Source organism: Sphingobacterium faecium (genome assembly GCF_003054045.1).
GTDB classification, from domain to species: domain Bacteria; phylum Bacteroidota; class Bacteroidia; order Sphingobacteriales; family Sphingobacteriaceae; genus Sphingobacterium; species Sphingobacterium faecium.
The window spans coordinates 640,879-662,868 of sequence record NZ_QBKH01000001.1 but is presented as its reverse complement, the minus strand read 5'-3'; the positions used below and the strand labels follow the sequence as shown (position 1 = coordinate 662,868).

The 21,990-nt window shown below is 35.0% G+C and carries 23 protein-coding genes; 10 read left to right on the top strand and 13 right to left on the bottom strand.

Annotated features, from left to right (window positions below; translation table 11 throughout):
• Positions 1–73: 73 nt before the first annotated feature.
• Positions 74–1,150, bottom strand: a complete 1,077-nt coding sequence (locus tag C8N37_RS02860) for a PLP-dependent cysteine synthase family protein (RefSeq protein WP_186812854.1) — start codon at positions 1,148–1,150, stop codon at positions 74–76.
• 188 nt (positions 1,151–1,338) lie between these two features.
• Here C8N37_RS02860 and C8N37_RS02855 point away from each other — a divergent pair, with 188 nt between their 5' ends.
• Entirely contained in the window at positions 1,339–1,797 is a 459-nt protein-coding gene (locus tag C8N37_RS02855; protein ID WP_108157455.1) for an Lrp/AsnC family transcriptional regulator, read from the top strand.
• Positions 1,798–1,869: 72 nt separating this feature from the next.
• On the opposite strand, the gene C8N37_RS02850 is transcribed toward C8N37_RS02855, so the two are convergent.
• On the bottom strand, positions 1,870–2,415 hold the full coding sequence (locus C8N37_RS02850) for a hypothetical protein (RefSeq protein ID WP_108157773.1): 546 nt from the start codon (positions 2,413–2,415) through the stop codon (positions 1,870–1,872).
• Positions 2,416–2,678: 263 nt separating this feature from the next.
• Between C8N37_RS02850 and C8N37_RS02845 the strand changes: the two genes are divergently transcribed.
• Positions 2,679–3,068 (top strand): YchJ family protein, encoded by a 390-nt coding sequence (locus C8N37_RS02845; protein ID WP_108157454.1) that lies wholly within the window; start codon positions 2,679–2,681, stop codon positions 3,066–3,068.
• 56 nt (positions 3,069–3,124) lie between these two features.
• Here C8N37_RS02845 and C8N37_RS02840 read toward each other — a convergent pair whose 3' ends face one another.
• Together C8N37_RS02840 and C8N37_RS02835 are read right to left on the bottom strand one after the other, a co-directional pair.
• Complete coding sequence (locus C8N37_RS02840) at positions 3,125–4,570, bottom strand: dicarboxylate/amino acid:cation symporter (RefSeq protein WP_108157453.1); 1,446 nt, start codon at positions 4,568–4,570, stop codon at positions 3,125–3,127.
• 174 nt (positions 4,571–4,744) lie between these two features.
• Positions 4,745–5,095, bottom strand: coding sequence for a 4Fe-4S dicluster domain-containing protein (locus C8N37_RS02835; protein ID WP_108157452.1), 351 nt, complete (start codon positions 5,093–5,095; stop codon positions 4,745–4,747).
• 161 nt (positions 5,096–5,256) lie between these two features.
• On the opposite strand from C8N37_RS02835, the gene C8N37_RS02830 reads away from it, so the two are divergent.
• From C8N37_RS02830 to C8N37_RS02805, 6 genes are all read left to right on the top strand, one after another.
• Entirely contained in the window at positions 5,257–6,270 is a 1,014-nt protein-coding gene (locus tag C8N37_RS02830; RefSeq protein WP_108157772.1) for an acyl-CoA reductase, read from the top strand.
• Positions 6,271–6,329: 59 nt separating this feature from the next.
• A complete protein-coding gene (locus C8N37_RS02825) occupies positions 6,330–6,533 on the top strand; it encodes a hypothetical protein (RefSeq protein ID WP_045752692.1) in 204 nt (67 codons plus the stop codon).
• Between the two features lie 4 nt (positions 6,534–6,537).
• Entirely contained in the window at positions 6,538–7,218 is a 681-nt protein-coding gene (locus C8N37_RS02820; RefSeq protein WP_108157451.1) for a cell division ATP-binding protein FtsE, read from the top strand.
• 157 nt (positions 7,219–7,375) lie between these two features.
• Complete coding sequence (locus C8N37_RS02815; protein ID WP_108157450.1) at positions 7,376–7,912, top strand: nucleotide exchange factor GrpE; 537 nt, start codon at positions 7,376–7,378, stop codon at positions 7,910–7,912.
• Positions 7,913–7,922: 10 nt separating this feature from the next.
• A complete protein-coding gene (dnaJ, locus tag C8N37_RS02810) occupies positions 7,923–9,080 on the top strand; it encodes a molecular chaperone DnaJ (RefSeq protein ID WP_108157449.1) in 1,158 nt (385 codons plus the stop codon).
• 304 nt (positions 9,081–9,384) lie between these two features.
• The gene (locus tag C8N37_RS02805; protein ID WP_108157448.1) at positions 9,385–10,020 is read left to right on the top strand and encodes an outer membrane beta-barrel protein; all 636 of its coding nucleotides are present in this window, start codon (positions 9,385–9,387) and stop codon (positions 10,018–10,020) included.
• Positions 10,021–10,074: 54 nt separating this feature from the next.
• Here C8N37_RS02805 and C8N37_RS02800 read toward each other — a convergent pair whose 3' ends face one another.
• A complete protein-coding gene (locus C8N37_RS02800; protein WP_108157447.1) occupies positions 10,075–10,842 on the bottom strand; it encodes a C40 family peptidase in 768 nt (255 codons plus the stop codon).
• A gap of 89 nt (positions 10,843–10,931) precedes the next feature.
• Here C8N37_RS02800 and C8N37_RS02795 point away from each other — a divergent pair, with 89 nt between their 5' ends.
• The gene (locus tag C8N37_RS02795; protein WP_108157446.1) at positions 10,932–11,405 is read left to right on the top strand and encodes a universal stress protein; all 474 of its coding nucleotides are present in this window, start codon (positions 10,932–10,934) and stop codon (positions 11,403–11,405) included.
• Between the two features lie 298 nt (positions 11,406–11,703).
• On the opposite strand, the gene C8N37_RS02790 is transcribed toward C8N37_RS02795, so the two are convergent.
• From C8N37_RS02790 to C8N37_RS02755, 8 genes are all read right to left on the bottom strand, one after another.
• Positions 11,704–12,873, bottom strand: coding sequence for an RsmB/NOP family class I SAM-dependent RNA methyltransferase (locus tag C8N37_RS02790; RefSeq protein WP_108157445.1), 1,170 nt, complete (start codon positions 12,871–12,873; stop codon positions 11,704–11,706).
• On the bottom strand, positions 12,874–14,166 hold the full coding sequence (locus C8N37_RS02785; protein ID WP_170114456.1) for an ABC transporter substrate-binding protein: 1,293 nt from the start codon (positions 14,164–14,166) through the stop codon (positions 12,874–12,876).
• Positions 14,123–15,673, bottom strand: coding sequence for a glutamine-hydrolyzing GMP synthase (guaA, locus tag C8N37_RS02780; protein ID WP_108157443.1), 1,551 nt, complete (start codon positions 15,671–15,673; stop codon positions 14,123–14,125). Before guaA ends, C8N37_RS02785 begins: the two co-directional genes overlap by 44 nt.
• Positions 15,674–15,865: 192 nt before the next feature.
• Positions 15,866–17,140, bottom strand: a complete 1,275-nt coding sequence (locus C8N37_RS02775; protein WP_108157442.1) for a tetratricopeptide repeat protein — start codon at positions 17,138–17,140, stop codon at positions 15,866–15,868.
• A gap of 86 nt (positions 17,141–17,226) precedes the next feature.
• Positions 17,227–18,705 (bottom strand): FAD-binding oxidoreductase, encoded by a 1,479-nt coding sequence (locus tag C8N37_RS02770; RefSeq protein WP_108157771.1) that lies wholly within the window; start codon positions 18,703–18,705, stop codon positions 17,227–17,229.
• A 148-nt stretch (positions 18,706–18,853) separates the two neighbouring features.
• Complete coding sequence (gene pyrF / locus C8N37_RS02765; RefSeq protein ID WP_108157441.1) at positions 18,854–19,690, bottom strand: orotidine-5'-phosphate decarboxylase; 837 nt, start codon at positions 19,688–19,690, stop codon at positions 18,854–18,856.
• A 15-nt stretch (positions 19,691–19,705) separates the two neighbouring features.
• Positions 19,706–20,290 (bottom strand): TlpA family protein disulfide reductase, encoded by a 585-nt coding sequence (locus tag C8N37_RS02760; protein ID WP_108157440.1) that lies wholly within the window; start codon positions 20,288–20,290, stop codon positions 19,706–19,708.
• Positions 20,291–20,301: 11 nt separating this feature from the next.
• Positions 20,302–21,045, bottom strand: a complete 744-nt coding sequence (locus C8N37_RS02755; protein WP_108157439.1) for an RluA family pseudouridine synthase — start codon at positions 21,043–21,045, stop codon at positions 20,302–20,304.
• Between the two features lie 127 nt (positions 21,046–21,172).
• Between C8N37_RS02755 and panB the strand changes: the two genes are divergently transcribed.
• On the top strand, positions 21,173–21,988 hold the full coding sequence (gene panB, locus C8N37_RS02750) for a 3-methyl-2-oxobutanoate hydroxymethyltransferase (RefSeq protein ID WP_108157438.1): 816 nt from the start codon (positions 21,173–21,175) through the stop codon (positions 21,986–21,988).
• Positions 21,989–21,990 lie beyond the last annotated feature (2 nt).

The window sequence follows — 21,990 nt, the reverse complement described above, 5'->3', positions numbered from 1 at the left end:
ATATATACAATTGCATCAGATCATTTTATAATATAAAATCAACCCTGAATACAAATCAATTAAGAACAAAACTTTAGACCATTTCTGCTCTAAAAAGAGATTTCTCTAATCGACTAATGGGTTGAAATCCTGTAAAATTAAGATCTGTAGATACGTAACCATCACGAATCGGTTGTTCTTTAACTAAATCTGTACTTAAATATTTTTTATTATCATCACACAATAAGGTCACCACCACGGCATCATCCCCTAACTTTTGTTTCAATTTAATTGCCCCTATGACATTTGCTCCAGAAGAAATTCCTACTGCTAAACCCAACTCTTGAGCAAGTTTTTGAGCCATAATAATAGAATCACCGTCTGAAGCCGCAATAATCTCATCCAACTCATCCAATTTCACAATAGCTGGAATAAATTCATCAGAGATACCTTGAATACGGTGCGACCCGACTTTATGTCCAGTTGACATAGTAGGACTCTCAGCAGGCTCCAATGGATGGATTTTGACATGAGGATTTAGGGTACGTAGATGACGTCCCACCCCCATTACGGTCCCACCGGTGCCTACACCAGCTACAAAAGCATCAGCCACTAAACTTTTTGATGCCAACTGAATACCAATCTCTCGACCTGTCGTCAATTGATGTGCTTCGGCATTAAATTGATTTTCAAATTGTCTAGGTAAGAATACACCACCTTTTTTAGCCAATTCCTCACTCAACTGGATACTGCCCAAAAAACCACCTTCTTCTTTACTGACCAATTGTATATCTGCCCCCATACTTTTGATGATGTCAATTCGCTCTTTGCTCAACCAATTAGGCATTATGATCTTTACTTGATGTCCTAAAGCTTTACCAATTGCTGAAAAAGAAATACCTGTATTACCACTAGTAGCTTCAATAATGACATCTTCAGGCTGAATTTGACAATTCATATACGCTTTATACATAATATATAATGCCATACGATCCTTTATACTTCCTGTTAAATTATAGTTTTCACATTTCACGTAAATCTTTCCCGCCCTACCTTTATACGTGTATTGCAACTCCAACATTGGCGTATTGCCAACTAAACACCATAAATGTTTAAATCTACTATCAAGTTCTGGAGATAAACACTTACTAAACATCAAATCGTTAACCATGATCTATATTACTTAAATCACATAGAGATGATACATACATCTTCTATATAATTACCAAAATTGGTTTAAAACAAAATAATATTCAATACATACTATTAAAGTCAATAAATTTTATTGAAAATTTGATATATTTAATAAAAAAAACAAAATACATATTCTCATTTTACTAATATCAATAAAAAACACATATGCAGCTGGATGATACAGATATCAAATTATTAAGAATATTACAGCATGACGCAACCTTAAGTAATAAAGAGCTCGCATTTCGCTTACATAAATCCATTGCTGCAATTTATGAACGGGTCAAAAAATTAAAACAGCAGGGTTATATCAAAAAAACAGTTGCGATTCTTGACCGGCAAAAAGTTAATATGGGTCTGATATCATTCTCTCAAGTATTCCTAAAAGCACACACCGCAGAAGTTTTGAATGAATTTGAAAAAGAAGTAGCAAAATTTCCAGAAGTCATGGAATGCTATCAAATGGCGGGATCTTATGACTTTATGCTTCGAATAGCCACTAAAGATATGCAAGCTTATCATGAATTTTTAAGATATAGACTCGCGGTCCTTCCCCATGTCAATACAGTACAAACCTATTTCGTCTTATCTGAAACCAAAAGTGAAACAGCATATCCTATTTAACTCATTAGATTAACAGAAAAAGAGGAAACTTCCATTTCCTCTTTTTCTAATAAACACACTAAAAATTAACCTTTATCTTCTGCCATGCCCCTCACCCCTATCCGAGCGGCGATCATGGTTCCTTTTATCATTTCTTTTTTCCGATTTTCGATGATCTGGTCGATTTCCTCGATGATCATTGCGGCGTTCAACACGATGATTATCATATCCGGCATGATGACGAGGACGATCATGCCCGCCTCTATAATCTCTTATGCTGACCTGATTTCTACGATTTGCATAATGTCCGTAGTCTCTTCTATAACGATCGTGATGTCTCCAGGGGTCTCTATCATTGACCACTACTTTATACGTGTTATAAAAATTGAAGTTGCGGTATCTTGCGGGCAAACTTCTGCTGGTGACCCATCTTCGTCCATGAAAATGCGTATATCTTCGGTTGATCACATCGTAGTAGACATTAATTTCCGGAATGTAATAATAACGAACATAATCATATCCTACCGGTCCCCAAGAAGGTTGATTGCCGATGTTAATACTGACATTAACTTGTGCTGCAGCAGGCTTTACAAAAAACAAACCGCCAACTAATACCGTTAAGTAAACTAATTTTTTCATACCTGCTCCTCCCATTATTTTATGTTTTTCAAATTATTTATAAGTAGGACTCTAGGACTCAAAAGAAGATTAACGAAAAGATGTTAATATTTGTTAAAAATATAAAAACAACCTCACTATCAGTTTATTAAAAATAAATTTTACATAACATTGTATACGACTATACAGATATATAGTAATTTATCAGATTAAAATTTATTTACATAAAAAACAAAAAGAACGAATCATTATTTACTTTTGCTAAACATCTAAATCAACTTCTATTGACAACACAACATACAACTTGCTATTGTGGCCACTCCCTTCCTTATGAGAACTGCTGCAAGAAAGTCCATATTGACCAAAAGGAAGCAAAAACTGCCGAACAATTAATGCGTGCAAGGTACAGCGCTTTCGTTGTTCAAAATATTGATTTTTTATACAAAAGCTTTTATGTGGCGACACGTAGTTTTCAAAATAAAAAAGAAATCCGAAAATGGGCAGAGGAGTCGAAATGGTTGCAGCTGCAGATCTTGAGGACAAACACGAATACAGTAGAGTTTGAAGCGCACTATCTTGATGCTCAACTGAATCTACAGATTCATCATGAGATATCCCGTTTTAAACAAACCGAAGGAATATGGTATTATGTAGATGGTGATCTTTTGTCATAAAAAAGGGTCTTACATCATCTTGTAAGACCCTTTTTATGATAAAACCTATTTTTTTATTAACTTTCTAACTCCGGTTGTTCATGATCATCTCGATATGGAGCTTCCTCGTCAAATTCTCCTTCCCACTTGGCTACAACAACTGTTGCAAGACAGTTACCAATCACATTTACAGAAGTTCTCGCCATATCCATCAATTCATCTATTCCCAAAATTGCGGCAATCACAAATGTTGGTAAACCAAACTGATCTGCTGTAGCTATTAAAATAATCAATGAAGCACGAGGTACAGCAGCAACTCCTTTGGAAGTGATCATCAACGTAAAAGCAATCATCAATTGCTCTCCAAATGTTAAATGTATTCCAGCCGCCTGAGCCACAAATATAGCCGCCAATGATAAATACAATGAGGTTCCATCCAAATTAAAACTATATCCTGTCGGTATAACAAAAGATACGATCTTACGTGGCACACCAAATTTTTCCATGGCCGACATAGCCTTTGGCAAAGCAGCATCAGAACTTGTCGTTGCAAAAGCGATGGAGACAGGTTCTTTTATAGCATTGATAAATCGTAATACCGGAATTTTTAAATATAATGCAACTGGCAATAAAACGAAACACATAAAACCAATTAATGCCAAATATAGCGTTGCTAAGAGCATAAATAGATTTTTCAGAATATCCACACCAAGATGACCAACTGTAAAGGCCATAGCGGCACCAACCCCAACAGGTGCAAAATACATGATCAAATTCGTAAACTTAAACATGGTCTCAGACAAACTTTCAGTAAAATCGACTAAAGGTTTTCTTTTCTTTTCGTCAACCATCGCTAGACCAATTCCAAATAAAACTGAGAATACAACGATCTGAAGTACCTGATTATCATACACTGCTTTGACAATATTCTCCGGAAAAAGATCTCTGAAAAAAGCAGTAAACTTGTATACAGGGTGAACATGCTCGGGCAATGAAGCTAAAATATCAGCATCATTGCTGATCTGTGTTTTCGGCAATTCTTCATGTGGCATATGTGCCACATCTACTCCAACACCTGCTTTTGTTAAATTGATAGCACCAAGTCCAATAAAGATAGCACAAGTTGTTGCACAGAAAAAATATAACATAGATTTCCATGCCATCCGACCGACTTGTTTCAAATCAGAATGACCAGCTATACCATATACTAAAGTAGCAAATAAAATTGGACCTACAATTGTCTTAACCAGCTTGATAAAGCCCTTACTCAAAGGTTGTAAAGAAATAGCAATATTAGGAAAATCCAAACCCACAAAAATACCTAAGATCATACAAGTCAAAATCCAAGTAGTCAGATTTTTACGAACCAAAGCATTCGCTATTAACACAGTAGCAACAATCCATCTTACTGCCATTAAAAATGATGGAGAAAAATTGACCCAACTAAATTCGTAACATATTGCAATAATTGCTGCAATCGTTACCGAAACAAGGGTAATTAGCCCCATTTTTGATTTATACATCGGCACACTATTATAAAGGTAAAGTACAAAAATAAAAAAATACTAGGCTTTCACAAATATTAATATAGCTCTATGATCATAAATTCAAACTAAATGCAAAGATATGGTCATAAAAAAAGGTAGAACATTTGAATATTCTACCTTTTCCGAAATATTATTTTAAAAGCGACACTTTTATTCAGCATGTAGCCAAGCTTTTTTCGCTAATAACTCTTCCTGTGATTCACGAACTTCTTCATCGTCGACACAACAGTCTACTGGACATACTGCTGCACATTGTGGCTCATCATGAAAACCAACACACTCTGTACATTTGTCTGAAACAATGTAATATACTTCATCTGACACTGCAGCTTGAGAATCGCTAGCATCTAACGTCACCCCATCTCCAAAATCGATTACTCCATCTAATGCCGTTCCATCTGAGAATTTCCAACTCACTCCAGCGTCATATATTGCATTATTTGGGCACTCCGGTTCGCAAGCACCACAGTTAATACACTCGTCTGTAATTTTAATCGCCATTTATAACCTCAAAATTATGATAAAAAACTATTTTTGTAATGTCATTTATACAATCAAATCATTTTACACGTTTAAAATATAGTAATTTGGTTTGCTGATTGTATGTTGACAACACAAATATAAAACAAATTTGTGTATACATGTTTATTAATTTTCACATTTTGACAAAGAAACAACGATTAGAAGGTTTTGCAAAACTTGCGAACTTATTCCATGCGGATAACACAGAGCTACAAGAATTAATCACTTCTGCTCATCATAAAAATGCATGGTACACTGCAGAACATGTAACTAAGGCTTTTGCTTCTTGGAAAGCGAATTTAAAAATTGAGCAACTCGAGAATTGGATGGCACCCTATCCAGATATTGAAAGTAATCAAGTTGTAGGTCTTGTATTAGCAGGCAATATACCATTAGTAGGTTTCCATGATCTTTTATGTGTACTAGCTGCAGGCTTTAAAGCCAGTGTAAAAGTTTCATCTGACGATGCATACTTAACCACTTATGTCATCCAAAAATTGATTGAAGTGGAGCCGAGATTTAAGGATAAAGTTGAAGTAGTCGAACGCTTAACCCATTTCGATTTAGTCATTGCCACAGGTTCCGATAATTCTTCCCGATATTTTGAACATTACTTTGGAAAAAAACCAAATATCATTAGAAAAAACAGAAATAGTGTTGCTGTAATAACCGGCAACGAGTCACCTGATCAGCTGAAAGCTTTGGGGCATGATATCTTTGACTATTTCGGTTTAGGATGTCGATCTGTATCAAAAGTATTTGTTCCTAAAGACTACGATATCAGCCATTTTTATGAAGGAATTGCATCATTTGAATATGTAAACACACATTTCAAATACAACAACAATTACGATTATAATAAATCCATTTACCTCATCAATGCTGACAAACATTACGATAATGGATTTCTATTATTAAAAAAAGATGACAAAATAGCATCTCCATTAGCCGTTATTTACTTCGATGAATACGAAAATGTAAATGATTTAGCCCAATATTTGGATATTATAGCAGATCGTCTACAATGTGTGACATCAGAGATGCCATTGGCGATCAAAACACCTACTTTTGGATTTGGGGCAAGTCAAGTTCCTGCGTTGGATGATTATGCTGATGGAGTCAATACACTCGATTTTTTATTTGCAAACCAATAAGCATAGCCTTATATTCGTGGAAGGGTTTTTGAAATAAAAAGAACTAACTTTGTAAGTAGATGTATATAATCAAAGTAAAAGGAGTAGCCAAAATCCCGGATTATGTGCAATTAAGAGATGATTCTTTCACTCTTTTAGCATATTTTAGGGTAGATCGCCCTGACAAATCGTTGGACAAAATTGGTCTTGGAGATAAGTCAGAGTATATTATGCAAATGGTAAAGGACTTACCATTTGGACAAATAAAAAAATTAGAATTATAGTTCAATGTCTGAAAATACAGTAATCACATTAAAAAACGTCGATATCTATCAACAAAAACATTTGGTCCTATCAAATGTAAATTTGAATATTAATAAAGGCGAATTCCTTTACCTCATTGGTCAATCAGGGAGTGGTAAAAGTAGTTTACTTAAAATCATTTATGGCGATTTATATATTGGCAATGGAGAAGGATTAATTGCAGGATTTGATCTTAAAAAACTGCATGAAAACGATGTTCCTTATTTAAGACGTAAACTCGGAATCGTTTTTCAAGATTTCCACTTATTATCAGATCGTTCTGTAGAGAAAAATTTAGAATTCGCACTACGAGCAACAGGTTGGAAAGATAAAACACAAATTGAGCATCGCATGCTTGATGTTTTAGAAAAAGTAGGTTTGCGTTCAAAATTGAAAAAAATGCCACATGAACTTTCAGGAGGTGAGCAACAACGTATTGTTATTGCTCGTGCTTTATTGAACAATCCAGAAATTATATTGGCCGATGAGCCAACAGGAAATCTAGATCCAGCTACTTCAGAAGAAATTGTGTTGCTTTTACGTGATATTGCATCTTCAGGAACGGCTATATTAATGGCAACTCACGATTACCAAATCATTCGTAATATGCCAGCACGTATTATAAAAACAGCTGATGGTGTACTCCTAGATCAAGTAGAAATATAACTGTCAAAACTGACAGAAAACCTTATCGTCCGACATTTTGTTAGTCCAATTCTTGGCTTACTGACAAGCTGTCGGATTTTTTTGTTTTGGCAACAACTTTGACTGTATTTAAATTTTAAAGAAAGAACATTAGTTTCCAACATAGAATTTAGAAGAAATGAGCGAACAAGAGAATAATAACGAGACGATTCAAGATCCTATTGAGGATAATACAACGGAAAATCAAGAAGAAACCATTGAACTATCTGTTGAGGAAAAATTAAGTGCTGAATTAGCAGAATCAAAAGATAAATATATCCGTTTATCAGCAGAATTTGACAACTACAGAAAACGTACAAGTAAAGAACGTGTTGAATTGATTCAATCTGCAGGAAAAGATGTCATCACAAAATTATTATCAACGGTAGATGATTTTGACAGAGCTTTAAAAGCAATGGAAACAGCTACAGATGTCGAATCAATCAAAACAGGTATAGATATCGTCAATAATAAATTTAGACAAACTTTGGAGCAACAAGGTTTAAAAGAAATGGATGTATTAGGTAAGGAATTTGATGCAGATTTACAGGAAGCAATTACAGCAATTCCCTCTCCTACCCCTGATTTAAAAAATAAAGTTATTGATGTTATTGAAAAAGGTTACTATTTAAATGATAAAGTAATCCGTCATGCAAAGGTAATTATAGGTCAATAAGATAAAAAAGATGTCAAAAAGAGATTATTACGATATATTAGGTGTAGCTCGTGGTGCAGATGAAAAAGAAATCAAATCTGCCTATCGTAAACTAGCCGTAAAGTATCACCCAGATAAAAATCCAGGTGATCATGAAGCTGAAGAAAAATTTAAAGAGGCTGCAGAAGCATATGATGTATTAAGCAACCCTCAGAAAAAACAACGCTATGATCAGTTTGGTCATGCGGGTAACTCTGCTTCAGGTGGCGGTTATGGTGGTGGTATGAATATGGATGACATATTTAGCCAATTTGGAGATATATTTGGTGGAGGTGGTCATCCTTTCGAAAGTTTCTTCGGTGGCGGCGGCGGGGGCTCAAGAGGTGGTCGCCGTGTTGCTCGAGGTACAAATCTTCGCATTAAAGTAAAGTTAACGCTGGAAGAAATTGCTAAAGGCGTTGAGAAAAAAGTAAAAGTAAATAAACAGGTAAACTGTCATACTTGTGATGGTAGTGGAGCAAAAGATAAATCATCTTTCCATACTTGTAATACTTGTGGCGGTTCTGGATCGGTTAGACGTGTCACCAATACGATTTTAGGTCAAATGCAAACAACTAGCACCTGCCCTACTTGTAACGGAGAAGGTGTAGAGATTACTGCTAAATGTACAACATGTAAAGGTGAAGGATTAGAAAGAGGAGAAGAAACTATTGCTATCAATATTCCTGCTGGTGTAAGTGAAGGAATGCAATTATCAATGAGCGGAAAAGGTAATGCTGCACCTCGTGGTGGAATTGCTGGAGATCTTATCATTCTAGTTGAAGAAATTCCACATGAAGCCTTGAAAAGAGATGGTCTAAATGTCATTTATGACCTTTATATCAACTTCGTAGATGCTACATTAGGAACCAGTGTTGAAGTGCCTACCATTGATGGTAAAGCAAAAATTAAGATTGACCCAGGAACACAAGCTGGTAAAATTTTAAGACTTAAAGGAAAAGGTATTCCTGAAGTCAATTCTTATCATAAAGGAGATCAACTTATTTATGTTAATATTTGGACTCCAAAAGCGGTATCTTCTGATGAAAAAGAAATCTTAGAGAAATTGAAAGAATCTCCAAATTTCAAACCTCAACCAGGTAAATCTGAAAAATCTTTCTTTGAACGTATCAAAGAATATTTCGATTAAATAATAAATAGTATCAACACATATAAGACCATATGTCAGCACTGACATATGGTCTTTTTTTATGTCATCATACAAACTGACATTTTTTCACAAAAAGTTAGATGAATATCAAACTGAAAAATTTAGAAGATTTATTTTTCCATAATGTCAATTTTTAAATCTCTGATAGTGTTTAAATTACGATTCGCATAATTTCTTAATACATTTTCATGACATTTAAAAGTGCGATTGGTATCCATATTGATATTATCAATCAAATAGTCAAAAGGTTTGGCTAGACGTTAAAAAACAAACTTTTAAAAAAATGAAAAAATTATTACTTACATTAACAGCAGTAGCTGGTTTAACTTTTGCATCTCAAGCTCAAGAATTTGGTTTCAAAAAAACTGATTTTATTGTGGAAGGTAATTTATCAGCAAATACAACGAATAACAAAGAAACAGAGAAAAAAACAAGTACATTTAACTTCAATCCTTCTGTTGGTTATTTCGTATCAGATAAAGTTGCAGTTGGTTTAGATTTCAATATTGGTAATTCAAAAAACACGGATTATTCAGCAACTGAAGATACTTATGTTAAAAACAACAATTTTGGAATTGGTGCTTATGGTCGTTACTACTTCTTAGATTTAAGCCCACGTTTCAAAACTTATGCACAATTGTCAGCTGGTTACAACCAATTCGGTGGTGAAATCAATAATGGTACAACAACAACAGATATCGCTAAAACAAAAGGATTTGGTGCCGGAGCTGGATTAGGTGTTAACTACTTTGTTACTGAAAAAATCGCGATCAACTTTGGTCTAACAAACTTATTGTCATTCAACAGCAAAAAAGTTGATGTTGATGGTGCAAAATCTTCAAATGAATTTAATGCTAACATCAATAGCTTCAATAACTTTTTTGATACTGCTAAATTTGGTTTAACTTTCAAATTCTAATCTCATAGAGTATAAAAAAGCAAGGGTCGGTTTAATAAACCGACCCTTGCTTTTTTATATATACCGTTTGACAATACGTAATTTGTGGGTATAGCGATTTAATTCCTGATTAAAGATACCTTCCAGATCCATGCGGTCAATACGTACACGCGCGGAGGCATGAATGATCGTTTCAGAATCTAACATTATACCGACATGATTGATCCGACCTTCCTCATTATCAAAAAAGGCCAAATCACCAACCTCAATCTCTGACAAAAAGTCAACCGTATCTCCTAATTCAACCTGCTGATAAGCATCACGAGGCAACGAAACCCCAAATGACTGATAGATCAACTGTGAAAAACCAGAACAATCAATTCCAAACTTAGAACGACCACCCCATAGATAAGGTACATCCCAATAGCGCTTTGCTAATAATGAGACCTGTTCCTTAAAATCTACTGCGCTGTATCGCAATTCCTGGCCAACAAACTCTTGTATATTATCCGCATCAAAATAAGCAAAAGATGTTCTAACATGAGTTCCATGTAAAAGCTGAATAGCATAATCACGATGTCTAAGAAAGCCTCCCTCAAATCCGACACGTGTTATAGATAAAGATTGATAGTGCTGATATAATTGACTGTCTACTGTTAAAAATTGACCATTTTGTATCCAACCCATATAACCATCAGCTGTAGTACTGATTTTAGTCCAATCTTTTGATTTCGTAATAATTTCAAAAGTCTCACCAAATAATAGTTGCGAAATCATTTCGCTCCGATGTGCACCTTCTGCACGAAGAGGGACGATTGTCAAATTACATATTCCAAATTCCATATTTATAAAAACAAAAATGTGTATATTCAGGTTATTAATATATATAAATTAATATATATAATACGAAAATAAACTTTAATATCACAACCATGGATACCAATGTCGTAAAAATAACTAGAATATTAGTCGCTGTGGACGATGAACCCTGTTCACATAAAGCCATAGCATATGCTAAAGAGATGGTAAAGAAATTTGAAACTTCAGTTGCATTAGTGACCGTCACCTCTCCCACTTCACCAGCAAGCTACGGAGCTGATCCCCTATTAGGACAGCAGCCTATTATTATACCAGAGGTATCAGAAATAGAGCAGCAAAATGCACAAAAATATCTAGAAGAACTTGGACAAGAATTTGAAGGTGCCAGTGAGGTTTTCCTATTCAATAGAATTGGATCTGTAAAAGAAGAAATACTTGCCACTTCACATGAATGGTCAGCAGATCTTATCGTCATGGGTTCTAATGGGCGAACTGGTTTTGATCATTTTATATCTGGTTCCGTTTCTGAAGCAGTCATTCGAAAAGCAACATGCCCGGTACTAGTGGTACCCAGCAAGTGCGAATAAAACGGTATCTATACCAGTAGGCAATACTAAATAAACAGCATCTGTCTACTGGTATAACTTGTTAGCTCATCAGTCCTGTCCCATAACAAATCTTATTTTCAACTACTGCAAAAACAGTAACTTATTCACGTCATTATAAAATTTAGAAGTCTTAAAAAGCGCTCAATTGAAGTACCATTTTAGTAAACACGTTTGAAAGCTTATAGTTATCTATTTAAAAGACATCACCATATTTAAGAAAAACAATAGCCATTTGCTTGACGCAAATGGCTATGAATTTCTTATAGAAAATAACAGATTATAATTTTATTAACCGGGCGACAAACATGCTATCAGCCTTTTCATAATAACCTTTTAAGACTTGATATGATTCAAGCGCATAGCCTAATTCTTTTTGAATGTATGCAATAACCTCTTCATTTTCCTTTCCAAAAACAGAGCACGTAATGTATATTAATGGTTTGCCCACTTTAAGGTGCTGAGATACATTCTTTGCAATTTCCTTTTGCAATGAAGCAAATTCATTGATTTTCCTTGCATTAAAATAATTGATATTCTCAGGACTACGTCCCCAGGTACCAGAACCCGTACAAGGAGCATCCAAAATAATTCCATCAAATAGCTCTGCACCCAAGATCGGAGTAGTATCCTTTGTTAGATCCACTATTTTCTTACGATAATCTTTTATTCCCGCACGTTCAAAACGTTCATCCAAGTTACGCAAAATACTCATGCGGACATCTGAAACTAACAAATTGGTATTAGGATGTTTATCAAGAAACAATAGTGCTTTACCACCCGAAGCAGCACAAGCATCCCACCAGTTTTCTTTTGGAGAAGCATCCATAAAGTCAAGAGTACGCTGTGAGGATAAATCTTGTACCTCAATTACGCCGTCAAGATCTCTAAACCGCTGCAATGAAGTACCATTTGGCAAAGCAACCGTCTGTTCAGAAATAAATTGATAACTTATTCCTTCGGACTCAAAGATAGCTTTCACAAACTTTTCTTTACCCCTCTTCACGCGAATAAATAAATCGGGCTGTAAAAATTGGCTATGAATAAAATCATCCTGATCTATCGCAATCGATAAGTCATCTTTGAAAGGAAAAACATCAGAAACTTGTAACAAATCCTGCTCTTTTAAAAAAGATAATTTATCCTTAAGAGGTCTTGCTATATTCCATTCAGGTTCAAATAAAGCTACAAATGGACTCTCTGTCTCACAAAGATATTCTGCTATAATCAACCTCTTTTGCTGAGAAAGCTGCTTCGCCCCTTTCCCTAATCGAAAATAATTATAACACAACCGGGAAGTCCATTTACGGTCCTTTGATCCCATTTGTTTATTCATTTTGAAAAATGTGGTAAGATAACGTGCAAACGGCTCATTCCCTTCATAACCGTCCAGTGCTCTTTCAAAATTACGAATTTGCTGCTGAACTCTTTTTTCGCTAAAATCACTCATCTATAACTTCCTATCAAAATTATTATTACGATATATCATAAATCGTATTCCCCTATTCACATATCCCCATTCAGGAAAATAATCAAAACTAAAATCATTATTAATACCAGAATAAGTCTCTGTTACTAGATGCTTTACATAGTCTTCACCATATTTAGTTATCAGACCACCAAAATAGATAGCAGCATCATACCCTTTATAAGAAAAATCAGATGGTACTATTTTAAAATTAGCTTTATATTTCTGATCGAATTTACGTGTCTTTTCAGCCCCCTCATCTACCAATGTTGAAGTGGTAACGGTCAATTCATAACGGTCTATGTTTGTATAGTCTTCAAAAGAAAGTTTAGCCCAATTTGGATGGCCATACAATTTAAAAGCGTATCCGGACTCACTACTTTGCACATCCATGTTGGCTAATAATGCTCGGATTTGGTTTCTATTTGTAGTACCGCAGATAATATGATTAGTCCCTGCTACAACCAAATTATCATTTAACTCCGCTATTGAAGTGACAACCTTTATTTGCAAGCTTTTATTATACCCAAGAGCTTCCGAAGCAAAATTGTCTAAAAACTGCTTGCTATCCGCATCTTGCACATGGTATACCAATACCATATCACCATATGCATATTGCTTTGATACATACTTGGCCATGATTTCAGAGTGAGCACGAATAGAAGGTGTCAAAGATACTAAATTAGGAATAGCAAACTCAGAAGCTAACGTTGCCGCTAAAGGCGAAATTTGTAAGACATTTTTATCTTTAAAAGATTGTGAAAAAGCTTTAATCTCTTTCGGATAAATAGGTCCGACAATCAAACTTGCATTTTTGATAACATTAGATGTCGCCAAAGATGAATTCCTGTAATTATCATCCTCAGAATCAATCACCTGTAAATTAAATTTACTACCCTGATCACCGAGTTCCTCTAATCCAAGTTGAAAACCTTGATAAAAATCCAATGCTAAAGCCGATCTTTTGACATCCTCTGCTGTAGGACGCATACCAGAGATACGGTTCAATTGAAAAGGTAAAAGAAGAGCAATAGATTTTTGATTTTTAAGGCTTTCACTCGATTTAGCAGCTTCGAGTTTTTTGGCGTCTTCCGCTTGTTTAGCAGCCGTTATTCCACCATTATTAGAAGCAGTACCCTGCTCACCTTTACTAGAAGGTGAGCGAAGTACGCCTATTTTTTTTGTCGTACAGCTTGAAAGGCATAAAGCCAATGCTACTGCAAGAACTATTTTATTCCCACTCAATCGTCGCTGGTGGTTTTGAACTGATATCATATACAACTCTATTAATTCCTTTAACATGGTTTATAATTTCATTTGAAATTTTAGCCAACAAGTCATAAGGTAAGTGAATCCAATCTGCAGTCATGCCATCCAATGAACCTACAGCACGTAAACTAACAACATGCTCATAAGTACGCTCATCACCCATAACACCTACAGAACGAACAGGAAGAAAAATCGTGCCAGCTTGCCAAACCTTATCATACCATCCTGCTTCTTTCAAGTTACGGATAAAAATATCATCTGCTTCCTGAACAATACGAACGCGATCTTCTGTGATATCACCTAATATACGTATCGCTAATCCTGGACCCGGAAATGGGTGTCTTCCAAGGATTGCAGGATCTACACCTAATGTTTTACCAACACGTCTGACCTCATCCTTAAATAAAGTTTTTAAAGGCTCTACTACTTTCAGTTTCATGAAATCAGGCAACCCCCCCACATTATGATGTGATTTAATAGTTGCAGAAGGACCTTTTACCGATACCGATTCAATAATATCTGGATATATAGTACCCTGACCTAACCATTTCGCTTCCAAACCTTCAGGTAATTCTTTTTGAATTTCTTTTGCAGCTTCATCAAATACATCGATAAAAGAATTACCAATGATTTTACGTTTTTGCTCCGGGTCAGAAATTCCAGCTAAACGACCAAAGAATAATTCTTTCGCGTTGATACCTTTAATATTAAGACCCATATTTTTGTATGAATCCAATACCTGCTCAAACTCACCTTTACGTAACAAACCGTGATCCACAAATATACAGTGTAGGTTTTTTCCAATTGCTTGATGTAACAATACAGCAGCTACAGTAGAATCAACCCCACCTGACAGTGCCAATATTACATGGTCTTCACCTAATTCAGCTTTCAAAGCAGCAACACTAGTTTCAGCAAAAGCATCTGGAGTCCACTCTTGAGCACATCCACAAATTCCAACAACAAAGTTTTTCAATAAAACTACACCATCGGTACTGTGTGTCACTTCAGGGTGAAATTGAATACCATACGTTCTTGTACCTACTACATGATAAGCCGCCACACGAACTTTATCCGTACTAGCAATAATTTCAAAATTTGAAGGAACCTCTTTAATCGTATCACCATGTGACATCCATACTTGAGACTGAACAGGTACACCTGCTAATAATTCATTCTCAGCATTCACAAATTGCAAATTTGCACGTCCGTATTCACGAATCTCCGAAGGCAAAACTTCACCTCCAGATTTTTGAGCGATATATTGTGCTCCATAACAAACACCTAGCAAAGGAAAACGCTCTTGAATTGAATTAAAGTCAATTTGAGGCGCATCCTCTTGTCTCACTGAATATGGACTTCCTGAAAGGATGACTCCTTTTACAGTCTCGTCAAATTCAGGTAAGTTGTTGAATGGATGAATTTCACAATATACGTTAAGTTCTCTTACACGACGCGCGATCAATTGCGTGTATTGCGAACCAAAGTCAAGAATTATAATTTTTTCTGGCATGGCGCAAAGTTACACATTTGATATGAATTTATAGAATGGAAATTTGACTTAAATCGACTCAAAATACTCCATATAGTATAAAAAGAACCCATTATTTTATTCCAATAAAAATAAACTCTTTTAATTAAATGCAACGCATAGAAATTAATTTCTGTAGTTTTATAACCTATAAGTATATAGGTCTCTGTTCTATTATAACAAGAGGAGTTTTCCCCAGGCTAATTTAAATTTAGGTGTAAATCTGTAATCTCCTTTCTCAAGAATATCTAATAATTTTTTTGTGGCTGGGTAAGTAGTTTTCATCTTAATCACTGTTATTATTTCTTTAGATTTAGCCTCTTTGCCATCAAGATGATATAAAACCACTAATCCCACTAATGCATCAATTTCCGAAGGATCTAGAGCAAGCGCACGTTCAAACATTTCGATCGACTTAGGAATTTGATTGAGCTCGAATAAAGCATAAGCATAGTTACCAAGTATCATGCTTTGTTTTGGACTTTTTTGTAAGACCAAATCATAATATTCAGCTGCCTTTGCATAATTGTTTAGCACATCGTAAGTCAATGCCAACGAAGCATAAATATCCAAATCAGAATTACCCAAACTAATCACTTTCAATAAATCATTTTGAGCGTCCTGATATTTCTTCAAGTCAAATAATATGGAATATCTATTCTCATAATACAACGGATTGGTATTATCCAATTCAATAGCCTCATCCAAATCTTTCTTGGCCAACAATAGCTTATCCATATCTTGATAAATCAAACCTCTATTATTGTAATACATGGCTGCTTTTGGAGACTTTTCAATCGCTTTACCAAGAAGTTCAATAGCTCTTAAATTATTTTTTTGACGTTGAAAGGCCAAAGACCCATAAAAATAAACATCAGCTACAAATCGTGCTTCAGCTATCTCTTCGCCTCTTTTTATATTATTTTCAAAAATCGTAAATACATTTATGAGCTCATCATCTTTGCGCATTTCATTCAACAGCTTCAAATAATTATTGTAATATCGCGCATTATTTTTCTCCAACTGAAGCACCCGCTGATAATCGGATCTCGCCAATTCCGGTTTCAAATCAAAATAATACGTATTACCACGAATATCATAAAAAGAATGATTTTCAGGATCCAATGCTATTCCTTTAGTCGCCGTAGCAATAATATCTGCATTCCTTTTCAATCCAATTAAGATATAGCATTTCACTTCATAGTAAGCACTTATTGTTTGATCTTGAACAATAAGCTTATTAATCAGTTTTAAAGCTTCTTCATATTTCCCAGCCTTATAAAGATCCCATGCAACTTGATACAAGTCATCACTAGAAGAGCTTGTTGGTTCTAATACCACATCCCCAACTTCTTTTACTTGGACAGCTAAACTTTCTTTCTCCTGCGCAACACTAACATGCCATATGCTCATTAGACCTATTAAAAGCAGTAATTTGATTACTTTCATCAGTTATAATATTCTTTAATGATAATTTACTATTTAAAATTACGTTTTTGATCTTAAATTTCCATTTTAGTTAAAATTAGCTCCCCCTATTTATAATGCTCATAAAATTTATTACTAAAAATTTCATCTGGATCATATTTTAATTTTTGTTCAAAAAACGAAGTTGCCTGTGGGTAAGCTTTTCTCATCTTGGTCTGATCAATATGTAAACGATAAGGCAAGTAAAAAGTTCCTTCATTTTTGATTACTTCATCGAAAATTTGATTTGTTAATATTTTCATTTCCTCTTCCTGTTCTTTTGTTTTACGCTGGTTAAATAAGAATACAAACCCAAACACATCTTCTTTTGCATAATGCATGAAACTATCGCGATCTCGATTTACCGCACGTATGGTGATATTTAAAAGATCAATTGATGTCCGTTTCAAAATTGGTTTTATCCCCTCAATAAAATGGTTGAAATTTCGCTCAGGAATAAAATATTCCTGTAAAAGGTCTGTTGATAATGAATCCCTATTTTCAATAAGTGAAACATCATCATTCAACAGATCATTCCTTGAAAAAACTTGATTTTTTAATATATTATTCAAGCCAGTTTCTAAATTCCAGCGCAGTCTTTTCCCGTACTCACTATTGACGCTACTCCTAAAAACTAAACGCCTTGATTCTATTTTTTTGTCAGCCTGCTCCCTTAATAATTCTATTTTATCATTGCCTTTCTCAAAAAATGTAAGTGTTGCCTCTTCTAAGAAAAATTTATCAGAAATTCTCAGTCTGCCAAACGCCATGTTAATCCGAGGATTATCTAAAACAAACTTTTTATAAGACTCCACATAATGCTCAGGACTCAATCGTAGATAATGATAGGTCAATGGAATATTCTCAACAACTTGCAAAGAAACATCCAGCACAATCCCAAATAATCCATAACCTCCAAGTACCAGATGGAACAATTCCGTATTTTGATCTCGGCTACAAGTCAGGATTTGTCCTTCAACATTCATTAATGTAAAAGAGATAACACTAGAAGCAATTGGTCCCGAATTCGCTTGCCAGCCATGACCATTTACACTTATTGAACCACCAATCGAGAATGAACTAAATGCCTGCATGACAGCTATTGATTTATTATAACCGTCTAAATAGTGTATCGCATCTCTCCACAAAGCACCTGCTCCAATAGTGAGGACATTGGTCACGGTATCTAGATGCATATGTTTATAAGGAAGCATATTAAGTACCAAACCATCTTTAGACATGGTATGCCCACCCATACTGTGTCGAGCACCAGCTATAGAAATCTTTAAATGATATTTTTTGGCATAGTGTATAACTTCACGTAATTGCTTGATCATTTCTTCTGGATCTTCAGAAACCGGTATAATGGAGTCTATTTTAGTCAAATTCAACTGACTAGCATCGTCCGTATAACCTACAGGTATCGTGGTATGATGGTTATTTTCATTCCACTTTGTTTTCATAATATGAAAGAGCGGAATAGCAATGCATATCAAGATAAACAATACAAAAAGAATCCAACTATTTTTTCGTTTCACAAACCACATACGTCCCATTTTAAAATTACAAACATCATACACTTGATGAGGCTGATTTTAACTCTATTTACCAAAAATTTCCCAAAATATAAAATCTCTAACAAAGAAAGCTCCATATCTTTCGATATGGAGCTTTCTAAGCTTATAGTTATATCAACTAGCTGATAATTCCAGCGTTAATCAATTCCACTTCCATTTCTTGTTGCAATTTAAGCGCTTCTTCTCTTGCCCTATCTGCAAAATCAAGACCTTTTGATGCATAGATAATACCTCGAGTACTATTGACCAAAAGACCACAATCCTTATTCATTCCATATTGACACACATCTTGTAACGATCCTCCTTGCGCACCCACACCAGGTACTAATAAGAAATGATCAGGAGCATGCTCACGAATTTTAATAAATCCTTCTCCACGCGTTGCCCCAACGACATACATCAGATTTTCAATCGTTCCCCAAGTATTTACCTTATCAATAACTTGTTCAAACAACTGCAATCCAGAAGTGTTTTGAAAATTCTGAAAATCCAAACTTCCTTCATTAGATGTTAAAGCAAGTACAATTGCCCATTTCCCATCAAAATCTAAAAATGGAGTAACAGAATCTTTTCCCATATAAGGTGCAATAGTGATCGAGTCAAAACCCAAACCCGATTGTTGCTCATCAAAAAAAGCTTGTGCATACATTTTCGACGTATTTCCAATATCACCTCGCTTAGCATCCGCTATGCTTAGGCAATCTTTAGGAAGTGCCTTCCAAGTTTTCTGCAAGGATTGCCATCCTTTTATTCCATAGCTCTCGTAAAATGCAATATTAGGCTTATAAGCAACACATAAATCTGCTGTAGCCTCAATGATTGCTTTATTAAACGCGTAAATTGGATCCTCCTCAGCTAAAAGATGTTCAGGTATTTTAGTGATATCTGTATCTAAACCAACGCAAAGAAATGATTTTTTTATTTTGATCTGTTGAATAAGTTCTGCTCTTGTCATACTTGTTATTCTGTACTATTTTTTTGTTAATTCGATTATAAAATCAGATACTTCTTTACGAGAGTAATCTGCTAAGCCTTCATGTTTAGTTTCAATAACACCTTTCTTATTGATGATCAATGTCGTTGGAATAGAACCCCCTAACCATTCTTTTGGAATTGCAGAATTGGGATAGTAAACTGGCAAATTCAATTGCTTACCCTTCATAAACGTATTCGCCTTTTCAGACTCACCCTCAATCTCTACAATAAGAAAAACAACATCTTTATTATCTTTTAATCGTTCATATAAAGTAGCAATAGATGGCATCTCGGCAATACAAGGTGGGCACCAAGTAGCCCAAAAGTTGATGAATACCACTTTTCCTTTCAAATCAGCCATCTGAACAATTTCTCCCTGATCATTCTTAAAAGAAATATTGTGATCCGTAGCGATAAAAGCTTCCGACTCTGATTTTGTAGGCTTTTCTAAAGAAGGCTTAAATAAACCGATCCGCATCAATCCCTGTTGAAAATATGCACGACTTGTAGGCCAAAGCAATAAAAGAATGATGACAACAAAGATAGAATTGAATACTATTTTTTTAGTTTTTGGATTCATGAATGATACATTTAGGAATCAAACTTTTCTAACTGCTTAAGCAATGTGGCGAAATCTTTTGGATAAGGAGCTTCAAATTCAAATTTCTTTCCGTCAATCGTAAAATCAACATATCGAGAGTGCAACGCAAAGCGTTTCATAATCGGTTGCTCTTCTTCATTTTTAGATAAAGAGAATCCTCTTTTTTTTATCTGTGATAAATAAATGGGCTTTCCATGATACATATCATCACCGACAATAGCTGCTTTTTGAGTCGCTAGGTGAATACGTATTTGATGCATACGACCTGTAATAGGTTTACATTCTACTAAAGTATAATGATTAAAATAACGGATAGAATTAAAAATTGTAGTTGCAGCTTTTCCCTTGGCACGATCTATAGATACATTTTTACTACCCTGATTCAAAATCGGTAATTCAACCTTCAGATCTGTAAAGGTATGTGTTCCAGCGATAATAGCATGATATACTTTATGGACACGACGTCTTTCAAATTCAATAGAGACGGCACGGTAGGTCTCCGGATTTTTAGCAATAAGTAACAATCCCGAAGTTTCCTTGTCCAGTCGATGACAAATTTGTGCATCGGCAAAATATTTTTTTGCTAAGCGTAAAATATTGATCTCCCCCCCTTCGCGTTCGTCCAAAGAAGCGATAAATGGTGGTTTATTGATAACAATCAAATTATCATCTTCAAAAACAATAAGATCGGAAAATTTCGGAAATTTAAATAAGCGAGTTTCGTTTTCTCTCATGGCACAAAAATAGTAAAATCAAAGCAATTTAGTCTTCTAATTACTAAACTATCATGTTAAAATCAATAATTAATGACCTTAATTCAACGAATTTCTCTAATTTTGATTAAATTAAAATAAATCAGTAATGTCTGTAAATAAAGAAGTAAAACGTATTACAACAGTACAAGTACAAGAGATGAAACAGCGTAACGAAAAGATTGCGATGTTAACCGGTTATGATTTCACCATGGCTAGGGCACTAGACCAAGGCGGAATCGACATCATTTTAGTAGGAGATTCAGCGGCGAACGTATTTGCGGGTTATGAAACTACGCTTCCCATTACTTTAGATCATATGATCTACCATGCTGCTTCTGTGGTACGTGGTACAAACAGAGCTATGGTTTTAGTTGATCTTCCATTTGGCGTATATCAGGGTAGTGTTGAGCAAGCATATTTATCAGCGGTACGTGTAATGAAAGAATCTGGAGCACATGCGCTGAAATTAGAAGGCGGCCTGGAAATCATTGACAACATTAAAAAAATTATAAACGCAGGGATTCCTGTCTGTGGTCATTTAGGATTAACCCCTCAAGCAATCAATAAATTTGGAAATTTTGGTGTTCGTGCTAAAAAAGAAAACGAAGCTGAAAAATTAAAAGCTGATGCTTTAGCACTACAAGAAGCGGGTTGCTTTGCCATTGTACTCGAAAAAATACCTGCTGCACTAGCCGCAGAAGTAAGTGCTTCGCTAAACATACCAACGATTGGTATAGGTGCTGGAAATCAATGCGATGGACAGGTATTAGTCGTTAATGATATGCTTGGATTGACAGATGGGTTTAAACCTAAATTCTTAAGGCAATATGCACAGCTCTATCAAGAAATAACTGGAGCAGTTGGACAATATGTTGCTGATGTAAAATCAGTCGATTATCCCAATCAAAACGAACAATATTAACC

Excerpts from the sequence above, each read along its gene's own strand:
- C8N37_RS02840 (WP_108157453.1), bottom strand. The coding sequence starts at position 4,570 with ATGTATAAATCAAAAATGGGGCTAATTACCCTTGTTTCGGTAACGATT.
- C8N37_RS02835 (WP_108157452.1), bottom strand. The coding sequence starts at position 5,095 with ATGGCGATTAAAATTACAGACGAGTGTATTAACTGTGGTGCTTGCGAA.
- C8N37_RS02855 (WP_108157455.1), top strand. The coding sequence starts at position 1,339 with ATGCAGCTGGATGATACAGATATCAAATTATTAAGAATATTACAGCAT.
- C8N37_RS02825 (WP_045752692.1), top strand. The coding sequence starts at position 6,330 with ATGTATATAATCAAAGTAAAAGGAGTAGCCAAAATCCCGGATTATGTG.
- C8N37_RS02790 (WP_108157445.1), bottom strand. The coding sequence starts at position 12,873 with ATGAGTGATTTTAGCGAAAAAAGAGTTCAGCAGCAAATTCGTAATTTT.
- C8N37_RS02800 (WP_108157447.1), bottom strand. The coding sequence starts at position 10,842 with ATGGAATTTGGAATATGTAATTTGACAATCGTCCCTCTTCGTGCAGAA.
- C8N37_RS02755 (WP_108157439.1), bottom strand. The coding sequence starts at position 21,045 with ATGAGAGAAAACGAAACTCGCTTATTTAAATTTCCGAAATTTTCCGAT.
- guaA (WP_108157443.1), bottom strand. The coding sequence starts at position 15,673 with ATGCCAGAAAAAATTATAATTCTTGACTTTGGTTCGCAATACACGCAA.
- C8N37_RS02850 (WP_108157773.1), bottom strand. The coding sequence starts at position 2,415 with ATGAAAAAATTAGTTTACTTAACGGTATTAGTTGGCGGTTTGTTTTTT.
- C8N37_RS02785 (WP_170114456.1), bottom strand. The coding sequence starts at position 14,166 with ATGATATCAGTTCAAAACCACCAGCGACGATTGAGTGGGAATAAAATA.
- dnaJ (WP_108157449.1), top strand. The coding sequence starts at position 7,923 with ATGTCAAAAAGAGATTATTACGATATATTAGGTGTAGCTCGTGGTGCA.
- C8N37_RS02805 (WP_108157448.1), top strand. The coding sequence starts at position 9,385 with ATGAAAAAATTATTACTTACATTAACAGCAGTAGCTGGTTTAACTTTT.
- C8N37_RS02860 (WP_186812854.1), bottom strand. The coding sequence starts at position 1,150 with ATGGTTAACGATTTGATGTTTAGTAAGTGTTTATCTCCAGAACTTGAT.
- C8N37_RS02795 (WP_108157446.1), top strand. The coding sequence starts at position 10,932 with ATGGATACCAATGTCGTAAAAATAACTAGAATATTAGTCGCTGTGGAC.
- C8N37_RS02770 (WP_108157771.1), bottom strand. The coding sequence starts at position 18,705 with ATGTGGTTTGTGAAACGAAAAAATAGTTGGATTCTTTTTGTATTGTTT.
- C8N37_RS02760 (WP_108157440.1), bottom strand. The coding sequence starts at position 20,290 with ATGAATCCAAAAACTAAAAAAATAGTATTCAATTCTATCTTTGTTGTC.
- pyrF (WP_108157441.1), bottom strand. The coding sequence starts at position 19,690 with ATGACAAGAGCAGAACTTATTCAACAGATCAAAATAAAAAAATCATTT.
- C8N37_RS02815 (WP_108157450.1), top strand. The coding sequence starts at position 7,376 with ATGAGCGAACAAGAGAATAATAACGAGACGATTCAAGATCCTATTGAG.
- C8N37_RS02775 (WP_108157442.1), bottom strand. The coding sequence starts at position 17,140 with ATGAAAGTAATCAAATTACTGCTTTTAATAGGTCTAATGAGCATATGG.
- C8N37_RS02820 (WP_108157451.1), top strand. The coding sequence starts at position 6,538 with ATGTCTGAAAATACAGTAATCACATTAAAAAACGTCGATATCTATCAA.
- panB (WP_108157438.1), top strand. The coding sequence starts at position 21,173 with ATGTCTGTAAATAAAGAAGTAAAACGTATTACAACAGTACAAGTACAA.